This window comes from Paenibacillus sp. DMB5 (assembly GCF_001517085.1).
GTDB lineage: Bacteria > Bacillota > Bacilli > Paenibacillales > Paenibacillaceae > Paenibacillus_AQ.
The window spans coordinates 74,970-101,190 of sequence record NZ_LRAC01000017.1 but is presented as its reverse complement, the minus strand read 5'-3'; the positions used below and the strand labels follow the sequence as shown (position 1 = coordinate 101,190).

Sequence of the window (26,221 nt, the reverse complement as noted above, 5' to 3'; positions counted from 1 at the left end):
AGACTAAGTGGAAATTCGCTACCTATTTCTGGTCTAGCTACCGGATATGAGGATGCTAAATGGAAAAACGCCACTTAATTCCACAGTTTCCCCGTCAAAAGGGGGTTGCAGTCAAAAATAGATGGCATTTTTCCACCTAATTACCTCCAATGGCGAAAAAAGACCGGATTAAGTGACGAAAATCCACTTAGGCAGGTTGAATTTAGAAATATAAGTTAAGTGGAGAGCGGCGACGAGGGAGCAGGTAACTGGCGAAGTGAGAGTGCCATCCCCCGCAACTATCCCTCTCACCGATTGACTAACGTATGACCTGCCCCTATGATGATAAATAATATAAAACATCGCAGAGCGTATACCGTACAGCGTACAGAGGAGAGAGACAGCATGTCTATGGAAATTGAACTCAAATTCCTGCTGCCGGAATATCCGGAGCAGCTGATTGAGAGCGGAGAGCTCAAAGTAATTACACGGCACAGCATTGACCAGACGTATCTGGCAATTGAGGACGGGCAGGAGCTGCGGGTGCGCAAAATTACCGATCTTGATTCGGGCGAGGTTACGTTTACGCATACATTCAAGGACGGCAAGGGCATCAGCCGCAAGGAGATTGAATATGACATCTCGGAAGGCTTGTATAACCAGATGATCGAGGCGGTCAAGGCGGTTCCCCTGGTCAAAACACGCACCACAGCCGTATGGAACGGCATCACCGTAGAGATCGACGTCTATACCCAGCTTCAGCTTACAGTGATTGAAGTGGAGTTTGATTCATTGGAGGAAGCCAAGAGCTTTAATGCCCCGGAATGGTTCGGGCAGGATGTCAGCGTCGAGAAAAAATACAGCAACAAAACGGTATGGAAAGAGCTGCAAAAGAAGTAAGGCGGGTTATCCGTATTTTTTCGAAATATCAGAAAGTATAAGTCAAGGGACTTATACAGGTCTGAAATTTCTCGCAGAAACGGGTGTCGCCTTCCCTGAAGGACGACGAAGCCGTTTCTACTTGCAAAAGTTAACACAGAAGTAACGGACTTTAACGCTTAAACGTGTTAATATATAGGGTAGTTCTGTATAGAGTGAATAAAGAGGGGTCCAGGAGGATGAGACAGGTATGGAGTATATAAGCACAAGAGGAAAAGTGGAAGCTAGAGGCTTTATTGATACAGTTCTGATGGGACTGGCGGATGACGGCGGACTGATGGTGCCAATCAAGATTCCGGTTATTTCTGCGGATAAGCTGGAGGAATGGCGCAAGCTCAGCTTCCAGGAGCTGTTCCTGGAGATTTTCTCCTACTACACCAATGATGAGATTCCTTATAATGACCTCAAAGAAATGGTCTACACCAGCTATGGCAATTTCCGTGCGCCGGAAGTGACGCCTCTCCATAAAGTGAATGATTCCCTGTACGTGCTGGAGCTGTTCCACGGGCCGACGTTTGCCTTCAAGGATGTGGCGCTGCAGTTTATGGGTGAGCTGTATTCTTATATTGCAAAAGTGCGCGGTGAAATTATCCATATTCTCGGGGCAACCTCGGGCGATACCGGTGCAGCGGCCATTCAGGGCGTACGCGGCAAGGAAGGCATCAAAATCTGTATTCTGCATCCGCATAACAAGGTCAGCAAGGTACAGGAGCTGCAGATGACCACCGTGGACGACAGCAACGTGCTGAATTTGTCTGTGGAAGGGAACTTTGACGACTGCCAGAAGGTGATTAAAGAGCTGTTCGCCGATCTGGATTTCAAAGGCAAATACCATCTGCGGGCGATTAACTCCATCAACTTTGTCCGTATTCTGGCCCAGACGGTTTATTACTTCTATGCTTACCTGCAGATTGAGAACAGCGGTGACAAGAAGATTAATATCAGCGTACCTTCGGGCAACTTCGGCAACATTTTCTCCGGCTTCCTGGCTAAAAAGATGGGCCTGCCAATCAACAAGCTGATCATCGCCACCAATGAAAATAACATCCTCGAACGTTTCGTCCTGACCGGCGAATACAAACCGGGCGAATTTACAAGCACTTACAGCCCTTCGATGGATATTCAGGTGGCGAGCAATTTTGAGCGGTATCTGTATTATCTGCTTGATGAGGATGCGGCGAAGCTGTCGGAGTATATGGCAGGGCTTGCGGCAGACGGTAAAATTACAGTGGACGGTGAGCTGTTCAACCGGGTCCAGGCTGATTTCGCGGCACTTGGCGCGAAGAATCAGCAGTGTCTGGACATCATCAGCAAATATAAGCAGGAGTACAGCTACCTGCTTGATCCGCATACAGCCTGCGGGATTGCTGCCTATGAAGCCTTCAGCGGGCCTGACGAGGTTGCAATTACATTCGCAACTGCACACCCGGCGAAGTTCGACGAGGCTATTGCCCTCACCGGCATCAAGCAGGAGTTCCCGCCGCAGATTTCCGCATTGTTCGATATGCCGCAGCATATGACGGTTGTGGAGCATGATAAGGCGGAGATTGTACGCGAGCTGCAGGATTTTTTCGGCTAAAAAGATAGCAGGTATACGGAAAGTCCGTTCTCTTCAAGAGAGCGGGCTTTTTTTGCTGTGCGGGATCACCGTAGGCACTACTGATTATCGGCTGGAAATGCCGGACATTCTGCTGGCAACCGCTTTTTGGCGGGCATTTACCGAGTGGAATGCGGCAGTTTTCCAGGTGCATTTTTTCACATAAGAAATCTAGCGGAAATTGTCGGAAATTACCCTTCAAAAAGTGGACATCCCTGACATGGGATGAGAAAATAGCAGTTATAGATCAAAAAGACAAAGGACGGGATCACTCATGACAATTCGTTTCGGGGTCGTTGGCACCAACTGGATTACAGACCGTTTTATTCAAGCTGGACTGGAAAATGAGGATTTTATTCTGACTGCGGTATATTCCCGTACAGAGGAAAAAGGCCGGGCTTTTGCCGCTAAATACGCGGGAGCCGCTATCTATACAAATCTGGAGGACATGGTGTCCAGTACAGAAGTGGACGCTGTGTACATAGCCAGCCCCAACTCTATGCACGCCGAGCAGGCGATCATCTGCATGAATCACGGCAAGCATGTCCTGTGTGAAAAGCCGGCGGCCTCCAACAGCAGAGAGCTGAAGCTCATGATTGAAGCGGCCCGTGCGAATGATGTGCTGCTGATGGAAGCGATGAAATCGACGATGATGCCGAACTTCAGCGTAATCAAAGACAATCTGTATAAGCTGGGTACAGTACGGCGTTATTTCGCGAGCTATTGCCAATACTCATCCAGGTATGATGCTTACCGGCAGGGGACTGTGCTGAATGCCTTTAACCCGGAATACTCTAACGGCTCACTGATGGATCTGGGAATTTACTGCCTGTATCCGATGGTAGCGCTGTTCGGCAAGCCGGATGCGGTGAAGGCGGCCGGATACATGCTGTCCTCCGGTGTGGACGGCGAAGGTAGCATGGTTATGAGCTATCCTGATATGGATGGCGTAATCATGCACTCCAAAATTACCGACTCCTATCTGCCTGCTGAAATTCAGGGGGAGAACGGAACGATGGTCATTGATAAGATCAACCAGCCGTACCAGGTTAAAATTCATTACCGCGACGGAACGGTAGAGGAGCTTACTGTGCCGCAGGTGTACGAGGCCATGTATTATGAAGCGCATGAATTTATTGAACTGCTGAAAAACGGCCAGCGCGAGAGCAGCATCAACAGCCACGGAAATTCGCTGGCGGTAGCAGAAATTATGGAGGAAGCCAGAAGACAGATCGGCCTCCGCTATGCATCGGATATATAGTGAAATGAGGAGCAGCACTTGAAGACATTTAAAAAGGTATACATCGAGATTACAAGCGTCTGCAACCTGGCCTGCAGCTTCTGTCCGCCGACGGAGCGGACGAAAAACTTTATGAAGCTGGACACCTTCAACAAAATTCTGGATGAGATCAAGCCGCACAGCAATCATATCTATCTTCATGTTAAGGGAGAGCCTCTGCTGCATCCGAAGATCGGCGAGCTGCTGGATGCCGCGCATGCCAAGGGCTTCAAGGTTAATATTACGACGAACGGAACGCTGATTCATAAGGCCGGGCCCAAGATTATAGGCAAGCCGGCGCTGCGCCAGATGAACTTCTCCCTGCACAGCTTCGACGGGCATGAGGGCTCCGAGAACCGCGAGGGCTATCTGCGGCAGATTATCTCGTTTGTCCGCGAAGCCTCGGCACAAGGCGTTATCATCTCCTTCCGGCTGTGGAATCTGACGGAGGACAACCAGACGAACGTGACGCGGATGCGCAACCGCGAGACGCTGGCGGTGCTGGAGGAGGCCTTCAATCTGGATTACCGGATTGAAGAGAAGGTGGTTCCCGGCAGCGGCGTCAAGATTGCGCCGCGCGTCTATCTGAACCAGGACCACGAGTTCAGGTGGCCGGCCCTGCATGAGCCGGAGGATGACGGCAAGGGTTTCTGCCATGCGCTGCGCAGCCAGGCGGCGGTGCTGGTCGACGGCACGGTGGTACCGTGCTGTCTGGACGGCGAGGGCGTCATCAACCTCGGCAACCTGCATGAGCAGCCGTTCTCCGAGATTATCGAGGGCGAGCGGGCGAACAATCTGTTCTACGGCTTCTCCCGCAGGGAAGCGGTAGAGGAGTTGTGCCGCAAGTGCGGGTACCGCCAGCGGTTCGGGACCTGATAGGAAGTCTGCCTACAACAAAACCTCTCTTTTAGTGAAATGGAGTATAAGCTTCCATTTTGCTAAAGAGAGGTTTTTTGGCGTTGATTGCAGACTGGGAATCCTGCTCCAAGTGTCAGCCTTTGATGATCAATTCAGCCTGGATAAGGATTTTTTCAAAGCTTGTGCCGGGATTAAGGATTCTCCACAGCATCTGGTCGACAGCCCGCATCCCAAGCAGTCCCTTATCGACATCGACGGTAGCCAGCAGAGGCAGTGAAGGATAGGTGTTATCAAAGCCGGTGAAGGCCAGATTGGCAGGAACAGGCAGGCCCATATATTCCAGGGTTTCGAGCGCGAACAAAGCATAGGTGTCGTTGGCGCATATGAAGATGTCAGGCAGGCCATGCTCGGTAACTGCAGCGGCGAAGGTCTCCCTGAACTGGTCAATCTCAGGTCCGATCAGGGAAGGGATCTGGCTGAGGCCAATCCCTTTATCCTCCAGTGCTGCACGGAAGACAAGGAAGCGTTCGTAGAAGCTTTCAGCATCGCGGATGTTGCCGATAAACTGGAAGTTGGTATATCCTTTGCCGATGGCCAGGCTCATCAGCTCCTTCATGACAGTCAGGTTATCCGTAAAGATGGAATCACTCTTGAAGCCGGGATCAGCATGATCCACCATCATCACAGGAATTCCGAGACTGCGGATCTCCAGCAGGATAGGGGTTGAAATCGAACCGACTGTGATCACACCCATTATGGCTTCGGGATGCAGCAGGGAGAAAAGGGAGTCGCCCTTGGGTTCGGTTAATGTCACCACGTTGATGCCCCGCTGGTCCAGCCTGGAGGAGATACCGTTAAACACCGGACCCCAGTATAAGGATTCCGGATTCTGGTAGCGGACGTTAGGAAACAGAATCACAATGGTCCCGGACCATTTGCGCATATCCAGATCCACTGGTCCGCCAGGAGCCTTTGCCGGCAGAGAGTCTTTGAAATAGCCAAGCTGGCCGGCGGCTTTAAGTATCGTATCCCGGGTCTGGGAGCTGACTCCAGGTTTGTTCGATAAGGCCCGTGAAACTGCAAATTTGGACAATCCTGTGAAATCCGCTATAGATTGAATCGTTACTTTGCGTCGCATAAAATCATCCTACTCTAGTCAGATTGGTCAGCTTATCAAAAGGGAGCCGTATTAACAATTCTACATGAAGAAGGCCGGACTCACACATCTTTTTTTGGGATAAAAAATAAAAACGAAGAGATTTGGATGAATAGAAGATGCGATTTGTTTGGTGGTTTTTGTTTTGTTTTATGTTATTTTTGTTATTTTTCAATTAATAAAAAGAAGTTAAATCATTCATTAAATTAGGTATTGATACATAAATTAGAAAATGAAAGCGTGTTAAATCTAAAAAACTGTCAAATTAGGATTGACCGTTTGCCTAACGGGTGGTAATATTTGTTATGCAAAATAAAAACAAAAATAATAACAAAAGAAAAGGTGGTATGCCGAAAAGAACGGGTTTTCTGCAAAGTTGTTATTTTTTTATACATGTCTGTAAGCGCTTCATTTAAATTACGGGAGGTTATACGAATGAAAAGAGTAAAGGGGTATTCCGTTTTATTACTGTGCCTGGTTTTTCTGCTTACAGCCTGCAGCGGCGGGAATAATGCGGCGAACAGTCCAAAAAATAACCCGACTGCAGAGCCGGCTGCAACGGAGGCGGTTGCAGAAGCGACGGCAGAGCCTACGGCAGCACCTGTAGATATGGGCGGGCGTGTCATCAAGGTAGCTGCCTGGTGGGACCTCAAGCCGGCGGGAAATTCGGCCTCCGAGAAGGAGCGGCTGGCTAAAATTGCCGAGGTGGAGAAGAAATACAACTGCAAATTTGAATTCGTAAATGTGCCGTTTGAAGAGTTTATGCCGAAGTTTACAGCAACTGCGCTGACGGGAGAACCCTTTGCCGACATCCTGATTATGGAATACAACTCGGCATGGCCGGCCATTCTCAAGGGGCAGCTGATGAAGGTCAGCGAGTTCACAACGGCTGAATCCAATATCAACAATGAGGCTACTCTGCTGGTTAAAGCCCCGCAGATCGCCAATGAATACTACGCTTTCGCGGAACCGGGAACCGGCGGTGCGGGCCTGCATTACAACCGGGACCTGTTCAAGAAGCTGGGCCTGCCTGACCTGCAGGAGGTATACGCGAGCGGGCAATGGAACTGGGATAAATTCATTGAAATCGCCAAGCAGGCTACCAAGGATACCGATAATGACGGCAAAATCGACACCTACGGGTTCTCGGGCTGGGCTATCGACATCCTCCGCAATTTCTCTGCGGCCAACGGAGGCAAAATTGTTGACGAAGCCACAGGCACCCAAGGCCTGACCGATCCGAAGGTGATTGAAACCGCTGAATTCATCAACCGCCTCTACAATGTGGAGAATGTCATGAAGGTCAAAGGCACCGACAAAATCGGCTATGACGAGTTCAACACCTTTAAAGACGGCGATGTGGCGATGTTCCCGGCTCCGGTATGGAATCTGGGCGATCTGACCTTTGATTTCGGTGTCGTGCCGTTCCCTAACGGTCCGTCGGGATCTCCTGAGGTGACGTATGCGGATAACGGAAAAAATGCCTTCTTTATTCCTAAAGGTGTAAAAGATCCATCGGCTGTTTACCAGGCGTTCGAGGAAACGTATGACATTACCCAGACCGGCGATTTCCCGAGCCAGGAATGGCTGGAAAGCATCTATGCCCATGAAGAGGATGTAGCCATGCTGCATGACCATATCAACAACACAGGCCAGATTTTGCTGGAAACCGCTTATCCTGATTTCCCGACCTACGGCTTTATGAAGGATATTATCGTAGATAACCAGTCGGTTACTGCGACTGCCGAGAAGTATAAACCGGAAGCAGAGGCTTCCATTGCCAAGCTGGGCAAGTAACAGGAGCGGCCAGGGCCGCTTTTGCGGCGGGGGAGCCTGCGGGCTCCCCCTGCTGCATACAGGTAAGATTTCACCACAGCATACCAGCCTTCCCGTACAAGGGGAACTGCGGGCTCTGCTGTAAGGAGGACTTCTGGTGACCGGTAAAACAAGCCGTTTTCAACTGGCCAAGAATATAACGCTTGCCGCTTTAGCCTTGTTGCTTATGCTTCCGGCAGGCTTGAACGTACAGGCAAATGCAAGTGATCAGGGAGTTCCGGCAACAAAGAATGCGCAGATGACAGCCGCAGCCGGACAAATTCCGGATGATGCAGCCGCTGCAGAAGGAACAGCAGCCTTTAACCAGGATAAGTACGCAGCCTACCTGGCCGGGCATAAGGATGCTGCCAGACCGGAGCAGGAAATTATCATTGAGGCTGCGGATTACAGCCTGGCTGAGGGCAGCGGAATCAGCAAGCTGTCTGATTACGAAGGGATGGCCGGAGAGTCCTTATTCACCGGTGAGTCTGGCAAGGTGGAATGGACGGTCACCGTCACTGAAGCCGGCCTGTACAATCTGTCCATGCTGTATTATCCGGTTGCAGGCAAAAGCTCGGCAATCGAACGCGCGCTGTACATCGATGGAGAGCTTCCATTCCGGGAAGCCGCTTTTCTGCAGTTTGACCGCATCTGGGTGAACCAGCTGGATCAGCTGGAGACGGATAATCAGGGCAATGACCTGAGACCGAGACAGATTGAACTGCCGCGCTGGAGCGAGAAGCCGTTTCAGGATTCAGATGGCTATGAGAATGAGCCGTTTTTATTTTATTTCGCCAAGGGCGTGCATACGCTGACGCTGGAAGCTTCCAGAGAGCCGGTCGTGATCAGACAGCTGAAGCTGTACAAGCAGCCGGAGCCGCTGTCTTACGAAGAAGTGAAGCAGCAGCTGGATGCCGCCGGTGCGCAGCCTTCAAATAATCAGCTGCTGGTCATTGAGGGAGAGGCAGCGGCAGCGAAATCGTCGCCGACCCTGTATCCTCTCAGTGAGCGCTCGAGCTCTGCGGTTCACCCGTACAGCGCCTCCAAGATCAGAATCAACACCATTGGCGGATTTAACTGGCGGATACCGGGGCAATGGATCGAGTGGGAAATCGATGTTCCTGAGACCGGGCTATACAAGATGGCCTTTAAAACACAGCAAAATTTTGTGAGGGGGATTTATTCCACCCGCAAGCTGACCATTGACGGTGCGGTGCCGTTTGCCGAAATGGCCATGGTCCCTTTCCGCTATAAAAGCGGCTACCGTCTGGATGTTATGGGCGGAGATGAACCCTATCTGTACCATCTCGAAAAAGGAAAGCATCTGGTGAGGCTTGAGGTCAGTCTGGGCGAGTTCGCTCCGCTGATCCGCGAAGTAGAGGAAAGCTTGTACAACCTCAATTCGATGTACCGCAAAATTCTGATGATTACCGGTACGAAGCCGGATGAATACCGTGATTACCAGCTGGATAAGAAGGTGCCGGATATGCTTGAGGTATTCGGGACCGAGCATGACCGGCTGAGAAGCGTGGCTAAAAGGCTGGTCGAGCTATCGGGACAGTCCAGTGACCAGGAAGCGCTGCTCAAGACGATGGCGCAGCAGCTCAGCGAGCTGATCGAGGACCCGGATACGATCCCGAGAAGGCTTACCGCCTACAAGACAAATACCGGCGGCCTCGGCACATGGGTTCAGCAGGCCAGAGAGCAGCCGCTGGAGATTGACGCGCTGTATGTAGCTTCGCCGGATATGAAGCTTCCGAAGAAGGGGATGGGCCTCGGCTCAAAGATCAAGCATGAAACGGCAACCTTCCTGGCCTCCTTCTTCACGGATTACAACCAGATCGGTAACGTATCTGATGAGGATGACCAAAAATCAGTTACGGTCTGGATTGGCAGCGGACGGGATCAGGCCAACACGATGAAGGCGATGATCGACGAGACCTTTACGCCGGAAACCGGCATTAACGTGAATCTGAAGCTGGTGAACATGTCCACACTGCTGCCGGCTACACTGGCCGGGCAAGGGCCGGATGTGGCGATGCAGATCGGTACCGACCTTCCAGTTAACTTCGCCATGCGCAATGCGGCGGCGGATCTGACACAGTTCGCAGACTACAGCGATGTGGAGAGCCGTTTCCGCGACAGTGCAATGGTGCCGTTCCGGTATGACGGCGGCGCCTATGCCCTGCCTGAGACGCAGACCTTCAACATGCTGTTCTACCGTAAGGATATTCTTGAGGAGCTGCACCTGGAGGTGCCGCAGACCTGGCAGGATGTGTCGACCCTGCTGGCAGTGCTCAGCAAAAATCATATGCAGTTCGGGCTTCCGGTGGTCGCCCAGTCCGCGGTTCAGGGACAGAATATTCCGCCTAACTCAATGTATGCGGCACTGTTGTTCCAGAATGGCGGACAATTCTACCGTAATGGCGGAGAGGAGTCGGATCTCGATTCCCGGACCGGTATTGAAACGTTCAAGCAGTGGACGGAGTTTTACACCGACTACAAGCTGGAGCGCGAATATGATTTTGCGAACCGGTTCCGCACCGGGGAGATGCCTTTTGGCATAGCGGATTACACTGTCTACAACCAGCTGTCCGTATTCGCTCCGGAAATCAGGGGGATGTGGGGCTTCGTACCGATACCCGGAACCTTGAAGGAGGACGGCACTATTGACCGGACGGTCTCCAGCGGCGGTAGCGGTGTCATCATGATGGAGAAGGCGAAAGACAAGGATGCCTCCTGGGAATTCATGAAGTGGTGGACGAGTGAGGAGACGCAGACCGTGTTTGGACGCGAAATGGAAGGCCTGATGGGAGCCGCCGCACGTTATCCGACCGCCAACATCAAGGCGCTGGACAGTCTGCCCTGGCCGGTTGCCGATTACGATAATCTGAAAGCCCAGTTTGAGTGGGCCGAGGGTGTGCCAGAGGTACCGGGCGGATATTTTACGGGCAGGCATTTATTTAATGCCTTCTACAAGACGGTAGTCGGCAATGTGGAGGCCCGGGAATCCATCATGGACTACGTTCAATACATCCAGGATGAGATCAGCACCAAGCGCAAAGAGTTTGGTCTATAGCAGCAAGGGGGAGGAGCAAGCCGTGCAGAATTGGTGGAGCCTGAAATGGCATGAGATAAGAGCCAATAAGCATTCCTATTTTTTAATGGCACCGTACATGATCCTGTTCGCCGTATTTACGGTGTTGCCTGTCCTGGTGTCGATTGTGCTCAGCTTCACATATTTCAATATGTTAGAGTTTCCGAAGTTTATCGGCTGGCAGAACTATACCCGCCTGTTCCTGGAGGATGACGTCTTCCTGATCGCCCTCAAAAATACGCTGCTGTTCGCAGTGATCACAGGGCCCATCAGCTACATTGCCTGTTTTGTGTTCGCGTGGATCATCAATGAGCTGTCACCCAAGCTTAGGGCAGTAATGACACTTGTCTTCTACGCGCCTTCCATTTCGGGGAACGTCTACTTCATCTGGCTGATGATCTTCTCCGGTGACCGGTACGGCATTATGAACGGATTGCTGCTGCGCTTCGGCTTCATCCTGGAGCCGATCCAGTGGCTGAAGACGGAAGGCTACATTATGCCGATTATCATCCTGGTGCAGCTGTGGCTCAGTCTGGGAACCGGCTTCCTGGCTTTTATTGCCGGGCTGCAGACGGTGGACGGCACCTTATATGAGGCCGGAGCTGTGGACGGAATCAAAAACCGCTGGCAGGAGCTGTGGTACATTACGCTTCCGTCAATGCGGCCGCAATTGATGTTCGGCGCCGTAATCCAGATTACGACCGCTTTTGCCGTAGCCGATGTCTCGATTGCCCTGGCCGGGTTCCCGAGTGTGAACTATGCGGCGGAGACGATCGTTACGCATCTGATCGATTTTGGCACGACCCGGTTTGAAATGGGGTATGCGTCAGCGATTGCTACCGTACTGTTCCTGATCATGGTCGCCTCGAACCTTATTGTCCAAAAGCTCCTTAGAAAGGTGGGTGAATAATCATGAATCTCCCCTTTCAGGTTAATACCGGGAGTCGGCTCAACCGTGTGGTCCGGATGCCCAAAAAACGGGTGAACCGTTCACCATGGGGCACGTTTTCCTTATTCGCCCTGCTTACACTCTTCGGGGCCTTTATGATTCTGCCGCTGGTTTATGCCATTAACAATGCGTTCAAGCCGCTGGATGAGATATTTATTTTCCCGCCGACCCTGTTTGTGCGCAATCCCACGCTGAATAACTTTGTTGACCTGTTTAACCTGCTCGGCAACTCGTGGGTGCCGTTCTCGCGGTATATTTTCAACACGGTGTTTATTACAGGCGCCGGCATTATCGGACACGTCATCTTCGCCTCGGCAGCGGCCTATCCGCTGGCCAAGCATCATTTTCCCGGCAAAAAAGTGCTGTTCACCATCGTCGTCCTGTCGCTGATGTTCACGCCGGCCGTAACGGCCATGCCCAACTATATGATTATGTCCTGGCTGGGGCTGATCGACACGTACTGGGCCGTCATTATACCGGCATTCGCCTATTCTCTGGGCCTGTATCTGATGAAGCAGTTCATGGAGCAGATTCCGGATGTGCTGCTGGAGGCCGCCAAAATCGACGGTGCCAGCGAATACCGCATCTTCTGGACAATCGTTATGCCTAACGTCAAGCCGGCCTGGCTGACCCTGATTATACTGCTGTTTCAGATTCTGTGGGGCAGCGACGGCAACGGCTTCATCTACAGCGAACAGCTGAAGTCGCTCCATTTCGCGGCAGGCCAGGTAGTAGCGGGAGGCATTGCCCGTTCCGGTGCGGCGGCGGCGGTGGCGCTGATCCTGATGAGTGTGCCGATTACGCTGTTTGTTTTTTCGCAGAGCCGGATTATTGAGACCATGGCTACATCAGGAATGAAGGACTAGGGGGGAAGGCAGTTGATTGCAAAAAAGTGGCTGCTTGCGGGGACAGTGGCATCCCTGCTGCTAAGTTATGCGGCTCCCGCGCCGGTGCATGCCGAGGCCGTGCCATATGAGAGCTATAACTACAATTACTGGGAGGAAGCTGTGCCTGCTCCGGCAGCGTACATTCCTGACCGTACCCTTACAGGCAAGGATCTCGGGGTGGGCGATTTGCTCGACCCTGCCGACATGGTTGTTGCGGACAGCGGACTGATCTATATCGTGGATACCGGAAATGCCCGGATTATCTGTCTGGACAGCAGCTGGAAGGTCGATAAGGTCATCACCGGCTTTGACAACGGCGGGAAGAAAGAGACCTTCAGGAATCCGTCGGGCCTGTACGTTAATGACGAGGGCAACCTGTTTGTGGCCGATACGGACAACGGGCGCATCGTCGTTCTGTCCCCGGACGGGGAGCTGCTGCGGATGATTGAGCAGCCGGAGTCGGATATTCTGCCTGCGGATTTCAAGTTTATTCCGGTAAAGGTAACGGTGGACCAGGCGGAACGGGTCTATGTCATTGCCAAGGGCATTTTCGAGGGCATTATGCAGTTTGACGAGAACGGTATGTTCATCGGCTATGTCGGCACGAACAAGGTCAAGCGCGACTACACCGAATACATCTGGCGGATGTTCTCCACCAAGGCGCAGAAGGCGCAAATGGCACTGTTCGTTCCCACGGAATTCTCCAATATTGATGTGGATGACAAAGGCTTCCTGTATGCAACGAATATTGATCCGGGCTCGAAGGAGCCGGTCAAGCGGCTTAATCCCTCCGGTGAGGATGTGCTGAAACGGTTCGGCTACTTCGATGTGCTGGGGGATATCCGTTACCGGATATCGGTGGGACCGTCCAAATTTACCGATATCAAGGTGCTTCCGGACGGCATGTACAGTGCGCTTGATGCCAATCAGGGCAAGGTGTTCACCTATAACGATGAAGGCGACCTTCTCTATGTATACGGCGGCAAGGGCAACCAGACCGGGACGTTCAAAATACCGGCAGCCATCGAGTACGCCGGCGGCAGCCAGCTCGTGCTGGACCGGGGGAAGGGCAATATTGTGATCTTCAAGCCGACCCGGTTCGGCAGCATTGTGAATGAGGCGGTCGGCTATCATTACAATGGTGAGGATGCACAGGCGGTTCCTGTCTGGAAGGAAGTCCTGAAGCTGAATGCCAACTATGATATCGCTTATATTGGCATCGGCAAGTCGCTGCTGATGGAGAAGAACAACAAGGAAGCGATGAAATATTTCAAGCTCGGGATGGACCGGGACGGTTATTCCGTAGCCTTCAAACGGTACCGCAGAGAAGTGATGCAGGAGCACTTCGGAACCTTCCTGACATCGGTAATGCTGCTGGCAGCCGTATGGATTGCCTACCGTATCTTCGGCTTCTGGAGAAGAAAGCGGGACTCCCGGGCTTCCAGGCAGACTCCGCACAACCTTAAGGAGGGGAACGCCCATGAGGCAGGATTTCATTAAATTCCCGCTGCACCTCATTGTGCATCCGTTTGACAGCTTCTGGGATATGAAATATGAGGGCAAAGGAAAGCTGCGGGTAACACTGACTATTCTGCTGCTTGTGGTCATCTCCATGATCCTGAAGAATCAGTTCGCAGGCTTTCTGGTCAATTACAATGACCCGCGCCATTTAAACAGCATTACACAGCTGTTTACCGTTGTTTTTCCGTTTTTCCTGTGGTGCCTGTCCAACTGGGCCATTACAACGCTGATGGACGGCGAGGGAAAATTCAAAGAAATCATGATGGCTACAGGCTATGCGCTTGTTCCCATTGTTATTATTTATACTCCGATGGTAGTGGCCAGCCGGTTCATGGCGGAGGAAGAAACGGCCTTCTACTATCTGATGATGTCGGTGGCATCCATCTGGTTCATTGCACTGCTGTTCGTCGGCATTATGACCGTTCACCAGTACACTGTGCTCAAAACGGTTGTCACAATGCTGCTGACGGTAGTGGTTATGGGCATCGTAGTATTCCTCGGAACCCTTGTCCTTAGCATGATCCAGCAGATTATCGAGTTCTTTATCAACATTTACCGTGAATTGATTTTCCGCACATGAAGGAGGCCGCATCTGTGAAAAGACGAAAATTACCGGCTGCGGTGCTGGCCTGTGCCGCAGTCCTCTGTATCATCGCCGCGGCTGTCCTGTACTTCAGCTCCCGCGGTGCGGAAGCCGTTGAAGCCTCCGCCTATATGGAGGTGACGGCTGAGCTTGAGGCCGGAAGCGAGCTGGCTGCGCTGCCCGATTCCTCCGGCGGAGTACCCGGCATGATCCTGGCAGCGGACGATGCAGAGCTGTCCCTGTACTATAACGCCGAAACGACAGAAATAGCGGTGAAGGATAAGCGGTCGGGGCAGATCTGGTACAGCAATCCGGAAGGCCGCAATGAGGATACGCTGGCTTCGGGCTTCGAGAAGGAGTTGCTGTCCTCACAGCTGACCGTACTGTTCCGTGATGCTGTAGGGACGCTTGAATCCTACACCAACTTTGCCCAGAGCATCAGCAGCAAGCAGTTCACAGCCGAGAGTCTGAAGAACGGGCTGCGGATTACTTATACCATCGGGGACACCTCGGCAGGTATTGATGCGCTGCCACAATATATCAGCCAGGCCCGGCTGGAGGAGAAGGTGCTGTCCAAGCTGGATGCGTCGACTGCCAAATATGTTGCAACCCGCTATTATCCCAAGGAGGGCAGCCCGGATATCATGGAGCGGATCGATGCCCAGGTCTCAAAGCCCCTGGTGCTAAAGAAAATGACCGCCGCCTTTGTACTGGCGGGCTATTCTGCGGAGGATCTGGCGCAGGACAACGCGGAGAACGGAATCGGCGGAAGCTCGGGATCCTCCAAGCCTAATTTTGTCATCCCGCTGGAATACCGGCTGGAGGAAGGCTCGCTGGTCGTAACCGTTCCTGTGAACCAGGTTAAGGAGAGCGGGCAATATCAGATCCGCAGCCTCGAGCTGCTTAACATGTTCGGCGCTGCGGACCGGCTGACGGACGGCTATATGCTGGTTCCTGACGGCTCCGGCAGCCTGATCCGTCTGAACAACGGCAAAGTGAAGGAAGAGCAGTATGTGCAGCGGGTGTACGGGCCGGACCCCAATGACAACAGCTACCGGCGCGGGCAGGTCAGCCAGAATGCCCGGATGCCGGTCTTCGGCATGAAGGCCGGGGATGGCGCATGGTTCGCTGTCATCGAGAAGGGTGATGCGATCGCCAGTATCGCCGCTGATATCAGCGGAAAAAAGAATTCCTACAATTTTATTCACAGCAGCTATTCCCTGCGCGGTGAGGATGAGCTTGAGCTGTACACGGGAGCGACCATTCAGGAAATACAGCTGCTTAGCGAAGAAATCTACAAGGGCGATATTCAGGTACGCTACAGCTTCCTGAGCGGGGATAAGGCCAGCTACTCCGGGATGGCTGAGCTGTACCGGGATAAGCTGGTTGCGGAGAAGGCGCTCACACCTCTGGCTGAGGAGCAGAGCATTCCATTTTATCTGGATATGCTGGGCGCTGTCGACAAGCAGAAATCGCTGCTCGGCGTGCCTTACCGCTCCGAGATTTCCATGACCTCCTTCCGGCAGGCTGCGCTGATTGCCGGGCAATTGAAGCAGGACGGCATCGGCCGGCTGCTGATGCGGTATACCGGCTGGTCCGCCAAAGGCGTGAATCACTCCACGCCGGATAAGCTGAAGACGGAAAGCGTGCTTGGCAGCAGGTCGGAGCTGACCGCGCTGCGGGACCAGCTGACACAGGCCGGCGGAACGCTGTTCCCGGATGTAGCCTTCCAGCAGATTTATCACAATGACGGCGGATTCACACCCTCCTCCGATGCGGCAAGGTTTGTCACAAGGGAGGAAGCACAGCTATATCCTTATAACCGGGCGCTTAACCGGATGGATATGACGCTTGGAGGCTACTACCTGTTATCACCAGCCAAACTGCCCTATTATGTGAATTCTTTTATGGATAAGTATGCCGGCTTTGGAATGGAAGGCGTGTCTCTGCGGGATCTCGGCAATGTGCTGAGCTCCGACTTCCGGGCCAGCCGGGTGATCCAGCGGGAGACAGCCAAAGCCATCGTGAAGGAGCAGCTGGACAGAATCAGCCAGGATGTGGACCAGACCATGGTTTCAGGCGGAAATGCCTATGCCTGGCCTTATGCCGATCATCTGATTAATGTGCCTGTATCCTCCAGCGGTTTTGCGCTTACCGATGAAACAGTTCCCTTTTATCAGATGGTAGTCCACGGCTTCATCAGCTATACGGGGGCACCGGTCAACCTGAGCGATGAGCAGGATATGCACACTCAGCTGCTCCATTCCATCGAGCTGGGGTCAGCACCTTACTTTTCCTGGTCGTATGAGCCGTCCTCGAAGCTGAAATTCACGCATTTTGACAGCCTGTATGCAGCCTCCTATCAGGACTGGTATGAGCAGGCGGTTTCCATGTACAAGGAAGTAAATGAGGTGCTTGCCCCGGTACAGCATGCTCAGATCGTAAACCATATACGCCATCAGGAGGGTGTTGTGGAGGTGCAGTACAGCAACGGTATATCTTTCTATGTCAACTACACCGGCAAGGATGTCTCCGTGCAGGGAACCACTGTCGGTGCCGGACAATATGTGATTGAAGGTGAAGCGTCATGAACGGAAACAAGCTGAGCCTGCAGCATAAGCGCTCCTTGCTGGGCATTGCTTTTATAGCGCCGTGGCTGCTCGGATTTATATTCCTGTTCGCAGCTCCGCTGCTCCGGTCCATCCAATTCAGCTTCAGCAAATTAACCGTTGATCCTTCGGGGTTCACGCTGGAGGGCGTGGGCTGGGCCAATTTCAACAATGCTCTGCTTGTCGATGCCACCTTCAACCGCGTCCTGACCGAATCGGTCTGGGATATGGTGCTGAATGTGCCGATGATCCTGTTCTTCAGCCTGTTCTCGGCAACGCTGCTGAACCAGAAGTTCAGGGGGAGAATCGTCGCCCGGGCCATCTTTTTCCTGCCGGTTATCCTGGCCTCCAATGCCATATCGGCAGCAGAAGCCTCAGGGCTGATCAATCTGGTCGGTGATGCGACCGCCGTGAATGAATTGGGTCAATCAGGCTCCCAGTACAATGTCATGTCCATGGTGATGATTCTGAGTGATATCGGTCTGCCGCTGTCGTTCGTGGACTATATTGTCGATGCGATTCTGCGGATCTATGAGATTATAACCAGCTCCGGCGTGCAGATTCTGATTTTCCTTGCCGCGCTGCAGTCCGTTCCCGGAGCGATGTATGAGGTGGCGAAGATTGAAGGGGCGACTGCCTATGAATCCTTCTGGAAAATCACCTTCCCGCTCGTGAGCCCGCTGATCCTGACTAATGTAATCTATACGATCATCGACTCCTTCTCAGGCAGTGCGGTAACGAAAATGATCTTCACCACGGCGTTCACCACCCAGAACTTCGGGCTGAGCGCGGCGATGTCCTGGATCTATACGCTGATTATCAGCATCATCCTGGTCATAGTGGGCTACGTGCTGTCCAAACGGGTGCATTACAACTGATTTATGCAAAGGAGGATACGGCATGCAGTCCCCGCAAGCTGTCCGTAAAGAAGCCCAGCATTACAGAATCCAGAAGGTGAGAGGCAGGGCAGTCGATATCCTGTACGCAGTGTTCCGTTATGCGCTTGTTACAGGGATATCCTTCATCATTATTTATCCGCTGCTGATGAAGTTCTCCATTGCCTTCAAGGATAAGGCGGATATTTATAACCCGACGATTTACATGATTCCCGTCCATTTCACGATGGACAATATCAGAATGGCGATGCAGATCCTGGATTACTTCCCGCTGCTCGGCAATACGCTGCTGTTCGTTGTCGTGACGACCCTGCTGACCACGGCCTCCTGTGCCCTGGCGGGCTATGGCTTTGCCAGATTTAACTTTCCGGGAAGCAATATCCTGTTCGCCCTGGTTATTCTGACACTGCTCGTGCCGACCAGCACGCTGATGGTGCCGATGTATCTGCATTTCAGAAGCTTCGACATTCTGGGAATCATTCATCTGATTACCGGCAAGTCCGGGCTTAACCTGCTTAATACGTATTGGCCTTCCATCATTACCTCGGCAACCGCGATCGGGCTGAAGGCCGGCCTCTTCATTTATATCTTCCGCCAGTTTTTCAAGGGGATGCCGAAGGAGATTGAAGAAGCTGCCCTGATCGACGGCGCGGGCGGAGTAAAAACCTTCCTGCGGATCATGCTGCCCAATGCAGTCTCGCCGATGATCACCGTCATTTTGTTCTGCTTCGTATGGCAATACAACGATACCTTCTTTACTTCACTCTTTATGAGTGAGCTGGCGCTGATGCCTACCAAGGTCAGCTCGCTGGCGGCGCAGGCCAATGCCCTGATTCCGGGTATGCTGGGGGCAGGCGGAGGCGGGTCTGCGGTCAAAGCCGATCCGAACCACGTAGCGATGATTATCGACACCGGCATTCTGCTGGCTATTATTCCGCTGATTCTGCTGTACATGGTTGTACAGCGGTATTTTGTGGAGAGTGTGGAGCGGAGCGGCATTATCGGATAACACGCTTCATAAAAAGAGTGCCGGAGGGCTGGATTGCCGCCCCCGGCATTTTTTAAAATACTCGCAGAAACGGATACCGTCCTGTTTAGGACGGCGTAGCCGTTTCTGCTTGCAGGAAAGGGTGCGTACAATGAAAAATAGACATCCGTTCAGCCTGATCATCCTGCTGCTGGCGGCTGCCCTGGCTTGGCCAGCTCTGCCTGCTCAGGCCAGGGAAACCGAGAATCCGCTGCAGGCCTATGTGGAAGCCCTCGGTCCCGGATGGAACATGGGCAACACCTTTGAAGCCAGCGGGGAGGAGACCTCCTGGGGAAACCCGCCTGTTACCAAAGCTTTTATTGACCAGCTTGCTGCCGAGGGCTATAAAACGATCCGTATTCCAATTACCTGGAGGCACCGGATGGGAGATGCCCCGGACTATGCCATCGATCCGGCCTTCATGGCACGGATTCAGGAGGTCGTCGACTGGTCGCTGGAGGCGAAGCTGCATGTGATGATCAACCTCCATCATGATTCCAACTGGATTATGAACATGGCGGCAGAGCATGATGAAGTGATGAACAGATTTAATGCCGCCTGGACACAGATTGCCGGGCATTTCAAGGCGTATCCGGATACGCTGATGTTCGAGAGTGTCAACGAGCCGCGCTATTCCGATGACTGGAGCAAGGATGAGCCTGAATATTTCACAATGCTGGATGAGCTGAACGTCTCCTTCCACAGCATCGTCCGCAGCTCCGGCGGCAACAATGGCAAACGTCCGCTTGTGCTGTCTACATTGACTGCTGCACCGACTGAGGCCAGGCTGCAGGAGCTGTCCAAGACCATAACGAAGCTCCAGGACAAGCGGCTGATTGCAACGTTCCACTATTACGGATATTATCCGTTCAGTGTGAACACGGGGGGCACTACAACCTTTGATGATACGGCCAGGCAGGATTTGATTCAGGCCTTCGACCGGGCCTACGACATTTTTACATCCAAAGGCATTCCGGTTATCGTCGGCGAATACGGCCTGCTGGGGTTTGATAAATCACTGGAGACGGTGCAGCATGGCGAGATTCTGAAGTTTTTTGAGTACATCAGCTATTATGCCCGGGAGAAAAAAATGCCGCTGCTGCTGTGGGACAACGGACAGCACTTCGACAGACGCACCTTCAAATGGGTGGATGAGGAGCTGCATCAGGTGATGGTGCAGGGCTGGAAGGGGCGTTCCTCCAATGCGCAAAGCGATTCGGTCTACCTTAGAAAAGGCTCACCGCTGCAGGATACGGCACTGGAGTTGAACCTGAACGGCAATACCTTCAAAGAGCTGCTGGTTGGTGACAAGGTGCTTGCGGAGGGTACGGACTATAGACTTGAGGGAGAGCGGTTAATACTTACCTCTGAACTGCTGGAGAGCCTGCTCACAGAGGAATACGGGGTGAATGCGGTATTGACCGCGAAATTTAGTAGCGGAGCTGACTGGCCCATTAAGCTGATCCACTATGATACGCCAGTTCTGCGGAGCTCGCAGGGACCGCAAGGAATCTATTCCCTGCCGGTCCTGTTCAACGGGGACAGCCTCGCTACGCTGGAAGCAGTCTATACCGCAGGCGGCAATGCCGGTCCGGATGAGTGGACCCCGTATAAGGAATATATCCGTCATTTCTTTCCGGATTACAAGACCGGTGAAATCAAGTTCACAGATGCCTTCTGGAGCGGGGTGAAGGACGGGGAGATGCAGCTGCGGATGCATTTCCGCAGCGGGGAAACCGTTCCTTATACTATAACCAAGGAGGGCTTCTCCATTATTGGAGTATCTGCCGGGGATGCACCTGCAGGGGAGGCAGTACAGGAGGCAGGACAACCGTCAGAGGCTCCGCAGCTTTCTGCCAAGCCGGAGGAGTCAGCCGTTCCCGCACTGTCACCTGCCGGAGAGGAAGCGGGTTCAGAGCCGGGAAGCGGCAGGCTGACGTTACTAATATCGCTCATAACAGGATTAGTGGTTCTGGCGGCGGCCGGAATCTACTGGCGTGCAAAAGGAAAACGGAAGGGCGGCAGGTGACACGGCAGGCGGGCGTCCGGTGCCGGGTGCGGAGAAGACCTTAGGCTGTGCCTGATTCAAACGGCCGGAAGCGGGGCTATGGTATAGTAAGTATTAACTTATATCTTACATAGGAGGCCTCCCATGCTGAAATCATTGCAAGCCATTGAAGCTTACCGCGAAGGCCGGCTGCAGCCTTCGGCCGGTCCGGCATGGCTTAATCTTATTGTGTCTGCCGAGATGCCGATCGTTAACCTGGAGCGGGTGGAATCGCTGCAGGAGCTGGATCAGCGTAATCCTGTGCTGGACTACGTAGAACGGAGCCTTAGATTGCTGGACAGCCTGCAGCTGTCTTATTGGATTAAGGAGCTGGCCGAGGAGACGCTGATCTGGTCGGAGACGTCCAAGGGTGGAACCTCGCGCCAGCGCCGGAGGTGGCAGGAGGAGGGCATCAACTGCTTCGCCCATAACATAGGCTCTGCCCAGTTATACTGGCAGCACACCGCAGGGGAGACGTTTGATGTCACCGGAAGGCCGCAGGCATCTGCTCTCAGGACGGCGGGTGTACCGTATGCGGAAACGCTCGTCATTGTGCATCGGCTGATTGAGACGCACGGACTGCTCGGCCAGCAGATCCGCGGCGAGGTTCCGCCGGAGGTCAACCAGCCGCTGGCAGCCATTGCCGAGGAAGGGCTGCTGACCGCAGATGAGCTGGAACGGCTGCTGTTTGCGCTGAACCACTGCATCATCGGCGCAGTTTCGCCGGTGCTGTGGCAGGATGTGCGCACAGAGATCATGGAGCTGATCGCAGCTGTCGCCTCCTGCGAGCCGGCAGAGCCGCTGCCGATGAAGGAGCGGCTGCGGCGCATGCGGTCCGGCCCGATTCTCCGCGGGGAGGACTTTGCAGCCGAATGGAGCCGTCTGGAGCAGGAAGGGCTGCCCGTGGAATTGCTCGAAGCCTTGCAGCCGGCTACTTTCTGGTATGCGGAATCCGCGCTGCAGACCTTCTCGCTGGAGCAATTCCTGAAGGTGCTGGTGTTGGCCGCCCGCGGCAGCAGTGGCGGCAACGGCGGGGGCTTGGGTCATCTCAGCTTTGAAGCGGTGATGAATTCGATTTATTACGATTACAAGGGAACGAAGAAAATCAATGTATATAAGAAGCGGATTATTGAAAAGTATCTGTCCGGACTGAGCTGGAAGGACATTGCAGAGGGCACGCTTGCACCGGGCAATCCGCATCTGGTGCATAGGCTGCGGCGGCAGGGGCATCTGCCGGATACAGTGTTCTTCGACTTCGAGTTCTCGCCTGCTGCCGAGAAGCTGATTGAATTCTGTATGGAAGCCGAGAAGTCGGTGCTGTATGAGCGGGCGGTGCTGATGCTGTTCGACCTGTTTGAGCTGCGGCGTGATGCTTTCGACCGGTTCCATAATGAGGACAGCTACCTGAGCCAGATGAATGATACGGCTGATTATAAGTCCGTTATTCTGGATTACATTACCGGCAACACTGTATTGGATATCGGACCCGGCGGCGGTGTGCTGCTGGATCTGATCGAAGAGCGGATGCCCGGAGTTACACCGGTCGGCATTGATATCTCCAGCAATGTAATTGAAGCATTGCAGCAGCGGAAGGCGCGGGAAGGGCGGCGCTGGGAGGTGCTGCAGGGTGATGCGCTGAATCTGAAGGAGTATGTGGACCCGGGCAGGGTAGATACGGTTATATTTTCGTCGATTCTGCATGAGCTGTACTCCTATGTCCCGATGGACGGTCGGAAGTTTAACCACCGGACGGTTGCGGCAGCGTTAACGAGTGCTTTTGAGGTGCTGGCTCAAGGCGGAGTGATTATTATCCGTGACGGGATCATGACGGAGCCAGTAACGCAGCAGCGCAGAATCCGCTTTCTGGAGGAGAACGGGCTTGAGTGGCTGAAGCGGTATGCGGAGGATTTTGCCGGGCGTGAGATAAAGTTCCAGGTTACCGGTGAGCAGGAAGTGCAGATGCCGGTGAACGATGCGATGGAGTTTTTGTATACGTACACCTGGGGAGCGGAAGCTTACGTTCATGAAGTCCAGGAGCAGTTCGGCTACTTTACGCCCTCGCAATTCGAAGCCTTTATCCGAGAGCATCTGGGCGGACAGGCGCAGATTGAGGTGTTCCGCCACTATTTGCAGGAGGGCTACACCGAGGCGCTGCGCGGCCGGGTTGCCGTAATGGATGAAGACGGAACAGAGGTGCCGCTGCCGGACAGCACCTGCTTTATTGTGATCCGCAAGGGGCAGCCGGCGGGATAGGGGATGGAAACAGGCTTGAAGCTGTAACGGCATAACGCTGTTGCAGCTTCAGGTTTTTTTCGCGTGTCCAGTGACTGGTCTGCCAGCACCCCGCCTATGCTGCTCCAATCCATACAAGGCGCCTCCTCACGGTCTACCAGTTAAATGGATAATACGTTAAGATTAATAGGGCGGAGGTGCCAATGCAAATAGCACCTGTGGTAATGGAAACGGGAATAATGCAAGAAGCAATAATCGGGCTGGAGGAAACGGACGTGAACCCTACTAATATAAAAGTACTTGTCGTAGAAGATGATGCCGATATTAACCGGCTGCTGTGTCATATCCTTGCTGTTGAAGGATTAACCGCAGTTCCGGCGTTTTCGGGCAGTGAGGCGGAGCTCAGGCTGTCGCTTGAAACCTATCAGCTGGTGCTGCTGGATCTGATGCTGCCCGGCGTGGCCGGAGAGGCGCTGATTGCACATATCCGCGGGCAGTCTACTGTTCCGATCATTGTCATTTCTGCAAAAAGCACCCTTGAGGATAAGGTAAGCCTGCTGCGTATGGGGGCAGATGACTATATTACCAAACCGTTTGACCAGGAAGAGGTCATGGCCAGAGTGCACGCACAGCTCCGCCGTCTGCAATATGCACCTGCACAGGAGCGGGGCGGGGAGACTGTACAGCTGCGCGGTCTGTTCATGGACAAAGGGCGGCGTGAGGTTACGTTGAACAATGAGCCGCTTGCCCTGACAAAATATGAATTTGAGATTCTGGCGCTGCTCCTGTCGAGGCCTGACTATATCTTTTCCAAAAGTGAGCTGTACCGGAATATCTGGCAAGGCACCTATCTCGGTGATGACAACACGATTAACGTACATATCAGCAATCTGCGGGCTAAATTCGCCGCAGTGACGGAAGAGGAGTATATCCGCACTGTCTGGGGAATCGGGTTCAAGCTTGTATAACGGCGGTTTCTTTATGGTTTCTTAAGATTTCGCTTAAAGCTTATTAAATCTGGTCTGGATACAATGGAATTATCAAATAGCAAGGGAGTCTTAGTGATGATGCATTGTATACTGGAGATTAAGGCGCTTGGCAAAACGTACAAGGATGTACACGCGCTCCAGAATATTGGGCTGAGCATTGCGGCGGGCGATATTGCTGCGGTCATCGGCAAGAACGGCGCAGGTAAAACCACCCTGTTCAAATGTGTAACCGAGCAGGTCTTTCCAACCTCAGGTACAATTACCCTATATGGAAAAAAGGATGCCGCCGGAGTAAGGCAGCAGCGGCGTAATATCGGGGCGATGATTGAAGAGCCGGCCTTCTTCCCGGACTTCACAGCCAGGCAGAACCTGGAGTATTTCCGCCAGCAGCGGGGAATTGCAGGCAAAGAAGCCATCGGGCAGGCGCTCAGGGATGTGAACCTGCTGGATACCGGAAGGAAAAAATTCAAGGAATTTTCGCTGGGTATGAAGCAGCGGCTGGGATTGGCGCTGGCTCTGATGTCACATCCGACCCTGCTGATCCTGGATGAGCCGACCAACGGGCTTGATCCGGAGGGAAAAGCAGAAATCCGGGAGCTGCTGCGGACCTTAAATGAAGAGCGGAAGGTGACCATCCTCATTTCGAGTCATGTGCTGTCTGAGCTGCAAAGCGTGGCTACACGGTATATTTTCATGGATCGTGGACGGATTGTGGAGCAGCTGACGGCTGAGGAGCTGCAGCGCAAGACACGGAAAGCCGTTGAACTGGTTGTGGATGACAGCGGTAAAGCGGCTACGGTGCTGGAGCATTCGTTCCCGGAGATCCCTTACCGGATTCTGCCTGGCAACCGGATCCGGCTGTCCGGCGGTACGGACAGGACGGAACAGCTGAACCGGGCGTTGTACAGCCACGGGGTTGGCGTACGTTCGATAGCTGTAACCGGAGAGGATCTGGAAGCCTATTATCTGGGTCTGCTGGGAGGTGGGAAGCATGCTTAATTTGATGAAGAGCGAGCAGTACCGTTTTGTCCGGACATGGAATTATTATTACACAGGTTTGCTCTATATTATGCTGATGGCCGCAGCAGCAGTAACCCTATATGCTTTTCAGCAGTTCGATCCCGGATTTCAATACGGTAATGAGCGTTTCTTCTACCGTAATGTTCAAGCTATGATGCCGGTGGTATTTCTGCTGCTCTTTACCTTCCCGCTGATTCTGATGGGCGAACATAAGCAGGTGCTTAAGAATACAGCAGCATACGGCTACAGCAGACGGCAGATTTATGCCGCTAAGCTTATGGTTACAATGGCCGGATTTCTGTTATTCGCACTTGTCCTGACGGGGGCGTCGGTTCTGTTTGGAGCGGCCCTGCTGGATCGCAGCCATGACCATGCACTGACGGAGTACAGCAAAAGCCTGCTCAGCGTGCTGCCCGTAATGATCGCCGGAATCACTACTTATTATAGTCTGGCAGCGGTGATGAAGAAGAATACGCAGATTATGATCGCTTATTTGCTGATCTATTTCCTGCCCCATTATGCTCTGGGTGCCCTCAAAGGCAGATTTGCCTGGGCAGCATGGCTTCACAGCCATAACCCCGTCTACTATTTATTCAACCTCTATAGAGAAATGACTTATCCCGCCTGGGAGCCTTGGGTGTCCGGAGCGGTCTATACACTGGTCTTTTGCGCGCTGGGCCTGTATCTTTTTAATAAAGAAGAATTCTGACCATAGCAGTCATTTGCACGCTGGTCTTAGGA

At 53.1% G+C, this 26,221-nt stretch carries 19 protein-coding genes; 18 read left to right on the top strand and 1 reads right to left on the bottom strand.

What is annotated here, in order from left to right; genetic code table 11:
• The first annotated feature begins 384 nt into the window (after positions 1-384).
• The 4 genes from AWJ19_RS04460 to AWJ19_RS04445 all read left to right on the top strand — a co-directional run bounded on the left by AWJ19_RS04460 (position 385) and on the right by AWJ19_RS04445 (position 4,670).
• A complete protein-coding gene (locus AWJ19_RS04460; RefSeq protein ID WP_068721875.1) occupies positions 385-879 on the top strand; it encodes a CYTH domain-containing protein in 495 nt (164 codons plus the stop codon).
• A gap of 229 nt (positions 880-1,108) precedes the next feature.
• Positions 1,109-2,497: a threonine synthase gene (gene thrC / locus AWJ19_RS04455; RefSeq protein WP_068721874.1), complete on the top strand. Its 1,389-nt coding sequence runs from the start codon at positions 1,109-1,111 to the stop codon at positions 2,495-2,497.
• A gap of 292 nt (positions 2,498-2,789) precedes the next feature.
• Complete coding sequence (locus AWJ19_RS04450) at positions 2,790-3,776, top strand: Gfo/Idh/MocA family oxidoreductase (RefSeq protein ID WP_068721873.1); 987 nt, start codon at positions 2,790-2,792, stop codon at positions 3,774-3,776.
• An 18-nt stretch (positions 3,777-3,794) separates the two neighbouring features.
• The gene (locus tag AWJ19_RS04445) at positions 3,795-4,670 is read left to right on the top strand and encodes a radical SAM/SPASM domain-containing protein (protein WP_068721872.1); all 876 of its coding nucleotides are present in this window, start codon (positions 3,795-3,797) and stop codon (positions 4,668-4,670) included.
• A gap of 115 nt (positions 4,671-4,785) precedes the next feature.
• Here the strand turns inward: AWJ19_RS04445 and AWJ19_RS04440 are convergent, their stop codons facing one another.
• Positions 4,786-5,790, bottom strand: coding sequence for a LacI family DNA-binding transcriptional regulator (locus AWJ19_RS04440; protein WP_068721871.1), 1,005 nt, complete (start codon positions 5,788-5,790; stop codon positions 4,786-4,788).
• Positions 5,791-6,243: 453 nt separating this feature from the next.
• Here AWJ19_RS04440 and AWJ19_RS04435 point away from each other — a divergent pair, with 453 nt between their 5' ends.
• The 14 genes from AWJ19_RS04435 (at position 6,244) to AWJ19_RS04370 (ending at position 26,189) form a co-directional block, all read left to right on the top strand.
• Complete coding sequence (locus AWJ19_RS04435) at positions 6,244-7,605, top strand: extracellular solute-binding protein (RefSeq protein ID WP_068721870.1); 1,362 nt, start codon at positions 6,244-6,246, stop codon at positions 7,603-7,605.
• A gap of 205 nt (positions 7,606-7,810) precedes the next feature.
• A complete protein-coding gene (locus AWJ19_RS04430) occupies positions 7,811-10,702 on the top strand; it encodes an extracellular solute-binding protein (protein ID WP_082707697.1) in 2,892 nt (963 codons plus the stop codon).
• A 22-nt stretch (positions 10,703-10,724) separates the two neighbouring features.
• Complete coding sequence (locus tag AWJ19_RS04425) at positions 10,725-11,630, top strand: sugar ABC transporter permease (protein WP_241781598.1); 906 nt, start codon at positions 10,725-10,727, stop codon at positions 11,628-11,630.
• A 2-nt stretch (positions 11,631-11,632) separates the two neighbouring features.
• The gene (locus AWJ19_RS04420) at positions 11,633-12,535 is read left to right on the top strand and encodes a carbohydrate ABC transporter permease (protein ID WP_068721868.1); all 903 of its coding nucleotides are present in this window, start codon (positions 11,633-11,635) and stop codon (positions 12,533-12,535) included.
• Between the two features lie 12 nt (positions 12,536-12,547).
• Entirely contained in the window at positions 12,548-14,056 is a 1,509-nt protein-coding gene (locus tag AWJ19_RS04415) for an SMP-30/gluconolactonase/LRE family protein (RefSeq protein ID WP_068721867.1), read from the top strand.
• The gene (locus AWJ19_RS04410; RefSeq protein WP_068721866.1) at positions 14,037-14,657 is read left to right on the top strand and encodes a YIP1 family protein; all 621 of its coding nucleotides are present in this window, start codon (positions 14,037-14,039) and stop codon (positions 14,655-14,657) included. Before AWJ19_RS04415 ends, AWJ19_RS04410 begins: the two co-directional genes overlap by 20 nt.
• Before the next feature lie 14 nt (positions 14,658-14,671).
• A complete protein-coding gene (locus AWJ19_RS04405; protein WP_068721865.1) occupies positions 14,672-17,251 on the top strand; it encodes a DUF5696 domain-containing protein in 2,580 nt (859 codons plus the stop codon).
• A complete protein-coding gene (locus AWJ19_RS04400; protein WP_068721864.1) occupies positions 17,248-18,147 on the top strand; it encodes a sugar ABC transporter permease in 900 nt (299 codons plus the stop codon). The genes AWJ19_RS04405 and AWJ19_RS04400 overlap by 4 nt, the downstream gene beginning before the upstream one ends.
• A 22-nt stretch (positions 18,148-18,169) precedes the next feature.
• On the top strand, positions 18,170-19,174 hold the full coding sequence (locus AWJ19_RS04395; protein WP_068721863.1) for a carbohydrate ABC transporter permease: 1,005 nt from the start codon (positions 18,170-18,172) through the stop codon (positions 19,172-19,174).
• A 130-nt stretch (positions 19,175-19,304) separates the two neighbouring features.
• Complete coding sequence (locus tag AWJ19_RS04390; protein WP_068721862.1) at positions 19,305-21,221, top strand: cellulase family glycosylhydrolase; 1,917 nt, start codon at positions 19,305-19,307, stop codon at positions 21,219-21,221.
• A gap of 123 nt (positions 21,222-21,344) precedes the next feature.
• A complete protein-coding gene (locus AWJ19_RS04385) occupies positions 21,345-23,492 on the top strand; it encodes a class I SAM-dependent methyltransferase (RefSeq protein WP_068721861.1) in 2,148 nt (715 codons plus the stop codon).
• A gap of 218 nt (positions 23,493-23,710) precedes the next feature.
• The gene (locus AWJ19_RS04380) at positions 23,711-24,439 is read left to right on the top strand and encodes a response regulator transcription factor (RefSeq protein WP_068721909.1); all 729 of its coding nucleotides are present in this window, start codon (positions 23,711-23,713) and stop codon (positions 24,437-24,439) included.
• A 96-nt stretch (positions 24,440-24,535) separates the two neighbouring features.
• Positions 24,536-25,459: an ABC transporter ATP-binding protein gene (locus AWJ19_RS04375; RefSeq protein WP_068721860.1), complete on the top strand. Its 924-nt coding sequence runs from the start codon at positions 24,536-24,538 to the stop codon at positions 25,457-25,459.
• The gene (locus AWJ19_RS04370) at positions 25,452-26,189 is read left to right on the top strand and encodes an ABC transporter permease subunit (RefSeq protein WP_068721859.1); all 738 of its coding nucleotides are present in this window, start codon (positions 25,452-25,454) and stop codon (positions 26,187-26,189) included. The genes AWJ19_RS04375 and AWJ19_RS04370 overlap by 8 nt, the downstream gene beginning before the upstream one ends.
• Positions 26,190-26,221: the final 32 nt, after the last annotated feature.

What these genes read in the sequence shown, in the direction of transcription:
- AWJ19_RS04375 (WP_068721860.1), top strand. Translation starts at nt 24,536, where the DNA reads ATGATGCATTGTATACTGGAGATTAAGGCGCTTGGCAAAACGTACAAG.
- AWJ19_RS04395 (WP_068721863.1), top strand. Translation starts at nt 18,170, where the DNA reads ATGCAGTCCCCGCAAGCTGTCCGTAAAGAAGCCCAGCATTACAGAATC.
- AWJ19_RS04390 (WP_068721862.1), top strand. Translation starts at nt 19,305, where the DNA reads ATGAAAAATAGACATCCGTTCAGCCTGATCATCCTGCTGCTGGCGGCT.
- AWJ19_RS04430 (WP_082707697.1), top strand. Translation starts at nt 7,811, where the DNA reads ATGCTTCCGGCAGGCTTGAACGTACAGGCAAATGCAAGTGATCAGGGA.
- AWJ19_RS04380 (WP_068721909.1), top strand. Translation starts at nt 23,711, where the DNA reads ATGCAAGAAGCAATAATCGGGCTGGAGGAAACGGACGTGAACCCTACT.
- AWJ19_RS04385 (WP_068721861.1), top strand. Translation starts at nt 21,345, where the DNA reads ATGCTGAAATCATTGCAAGCCATTGAAGCTTACCGCGAAGGCCGGCTG.
- AWJ19_RS04370 (WP_068721859.1), top strand. Translation starts at nt 25,452, where the DNA reads ATGCTTAATTTGATGAAGAGCGAGCAGTACCGTTTTGTCCGGACATGG.
- AWJ19_RS04450 (WP_068721873.1), top strand. Translation starts at nt 2,790, where the DNA reads ATGACAATTCGTTTCGGGGTCGTTGGCACCAACTGGATTACAGACCGT.
- AWJ19_RS04400 (WP_068721864.1), top strand. Translation starts at nt 17,248, where the DNA reads ATGAACGGAAACAAGCTGAGCCTGCAGCATAAGCGCTCCTTGCTGGGC.
- thrC (WP_068721874.1), top strand. Translation starts at nt 1,109, where the DNA reads ATGGAGTATATAAGCACAAGAGGAAAAGTGGAAGCTAGAGGCTTTATT.
- AWJ19_RS04420 (WP_068721868.1), top strand. Translation starts at nt 11,633, where the DNA reads ATGAATCTCCCCTTTCAGGTTAATACCGGGAGTCGGCTCAACCGTGTG.
- AWJ19_RS04435 (WP_068721870.1), top strand. Translation starts at nt 6,244, where the DNA reads ATGAAAAGAGTAAAGGGGTATTCCGTTTTATTACTGTGCCTGGTTTTT.
- AWJ19_RS04410 (WP_068721866.1), top strand. Translation starts at nt 14,037, where the DNA reads ATGAGGCAGGATTTCATTAAATTCCCGCTGCACCTCATTGTGCATCCG.
- AWJ19_RS04440 (WP_068721871.1), bottom strand. Translation starts at nt 5,790, where the DNA reads ATGCGACGCAAAGTAACGATTCAATCTATAGCGGATTTCACAGGATTG.
- AWJ19_RS04460 (WP_068721875.1), top strand. Translation starts at nt 385, where the DNA reads ATGTCTATGGAAATTGAACTCAAATTCCTGCTGCCGGAATATCCGGAG.